2 protein-coding genes are annotated in these 2,052 nt (G+C 32.2%); both read right to left on the reverse strand.

Going from position 1 to position 2,052, the window contains the following annotated elements; all coding sequences use genetic code 11:
- Positions 1–183 precede the first annotated feature (183 nt).
- Entirely contained in the window at positions 184–771 is a 588-nt protein-coding gene (locus K364_RS0108180) for a hypothetical protein (RefSeq protein WP_028307635.1), read from the reverse strand.
- Between the two features lie 180 nt (positions 772–951).
- Positions 952–1,779, reverse strand: a complete 828-nt coding sequence (locus K364_RS0108185) for a hypothetical protein (RefSeq protein WP_028307636.1) — start codon at positions 1,777–1,779, stop codon at positions 952–954.
- Positions 1,780–2,052 lie beyond the last annotated feature (273 nt).

Consider the following 2,052-nt stretch of genomic DNA (forward strand, 5'->3'; position numbering starts at 1 on the left):
GATTTTATATTTCGCCCTCAAGGTCCTTTAGAATTTTCTTTATAAAAACTAGTAATTATAATAAATCCTAACAGAGTTCTAAAGAATTGCATAAAACCTGTTGCGGGAGTATCCTACACTATGCACGATTCCAGCCATTGCGAAGGATTAACAGTTATTCCAAACTCACCATTTAGCAGTTTGCTAATTGTCTGAAACTGATTTAATCCATCCAGATTTTTTTTTAAAATCGTAATATATTAAATGAACCTCAAATGAAAGAGCTTTGTTTAATTTATCCGATTTATGAAATGCTATGCTTGAAAATCCTTGAGCAAATGATTTTGGCCTTAGAAACAAAGCGTCTGTTCTATTATGAATATCCGCTAAATTCAAACTGTTTTCTTTGAGAGTTAAAAATTCTAAAACTTCATCGGGAAATGAACAAACACTTTGTATATCTAGTCCATAATAATCTGCACCTGCATATGATATATTGCTAGTATTAGGTATTACAATGAGATATGGAGCATAAAACAAATCTGATTCTGTTATTATTTTACTCGGCAATACCTCCCAAGTAATATATAATCTTATATAATCTTTAATTATCTCTTCATTCATTGAGTAATTTTTCGTGCCAAAAAATAATTTGAAATCACAAGTATCTGAAAAAGGAACAATTCTAACAGATAAATCCACTTCATCTTTTTCTATGAAAGTATCTGTTGCAGCACATGCCTGGATAAAAAAAACGATACCAAAAATAACAAATAAAAGCCACCTGTACATATATACACCTCCCTTGCTGATATCTTAAGTTAATACAAATTAAACTTCAATTAAAAAAAGTTGTTAACACTTTACTATTACATGATCTTTTTTGTTAAAGATATTTCCAATTTACCACAGTTAAAAAGGAGATTAACTTTAAACTTAACCTCCTTTTTAAACTTATACTATGATTCTTACTTACTGTGGTGTATACGATAATGCCTGTTTAGCATGTGCTTCCCACTTATGAGTTTGTTTATCAAAACCCCATGATATTCCTAGATGTGAAATGCCTGTAATATATACATTAGTTGTACCCCATGTATGTGCCATTTGTTGCCATATTGACATTGTTTGACCGGGGTTTTGGGGTAAAAAAAACACATCCATATAACCAGAATCCCAATTATAACTATAGGAACCATCAGCCATTTTAGAACCGTAATCTTGTTTTATATAAATTACCGCATTAGCATCAATCCGGGTTGGATAGTACCAAGTAGTAGGATATCCAGATTGATTATATGTTATAAAATTTGAATATTGATAATTTATAGGTCTAGAGAAAGAAATCCCAAATCCATCCGGTCCACCAATATCTACTCCAACACCAGGCTGTGCTGGCCACGGATTTGGAAAATCAGATTGCCAATGTGCTGTGTTAGTCCAAAAGAAGTGTGCTGCAACATAATGGTATCCGCTAAGCTGATCATACATTGCATTAACTCTTGGTAAACTTATTGCATGGTCTGGATTAGATTTAATACTATATTCCTCTCCATCCTCTAATAAAACACTCTCCCCTTTAATAGGTACTACATGTATATCTTCTAACTTACTTAATGCTTTTTCTTCTGCAATTTCTCCTAAATGTAATTCAAGCATTATAGCTTGAATTTGTTCATATCTTTCTCTTAATTCTTCTTCAGAAAAAACTTTAATGCTTTGATTATTTTTTGCACTAATTGGGATAGTACATATAAAAGTTAAAATCAATAAACAACAGATAAACTTAACCCTCTTCATTATAATCCTCCATTCTTTTTATAGGTTTTTTCATCTTCTCCCAGAATCATATGCTATGCTCTTTTCATGGATTTTTCACAATTTGAACTACCTTATAGTTAATTTAATTAGAATTTAAACCCTCATAAGCATCACTCCCCTAACCTGTAATCTCTCCTTTACTTCAGGCTGGGGAAGGTTTAAAATAATATCAAACCTAACCTTTGCCTTTGGTAAAGGAGGGTGTACTCCCGGGCAAATGGGACTTTGCAGGTTACCACTAATTTGCCTGGG

The organism is Desulfitibacter alkalitolerans DSM 16504 (genome assembly GCF_000620305.1).
In the GTDB taxonomy this organism is placed as follows: Bacteria; Bacillota; DSM-16504; order Desulfitibacterales; family Desulfitibacteraceae; genus Desulfitibacter; species Desulfitibacter alkalitolerans.

Excerpts from the sequence above, each read along its gene's own strand:
- K364_RS0108180 (WP_028307635.1), bottom strand. The coding sequence starts at position 771 with ATGTACAGGTGGCTTTTATTTGTTATTTTTGGTATCGTTTTTTTTATC.
- K364_RS0108185 (WP_028307636.1), bottom strand. The coding sequence starts at position 1,779 with ATGAAGAGGGTTAAGTTTATCTGTTGTTTATTGATTTTAACTTTTATA.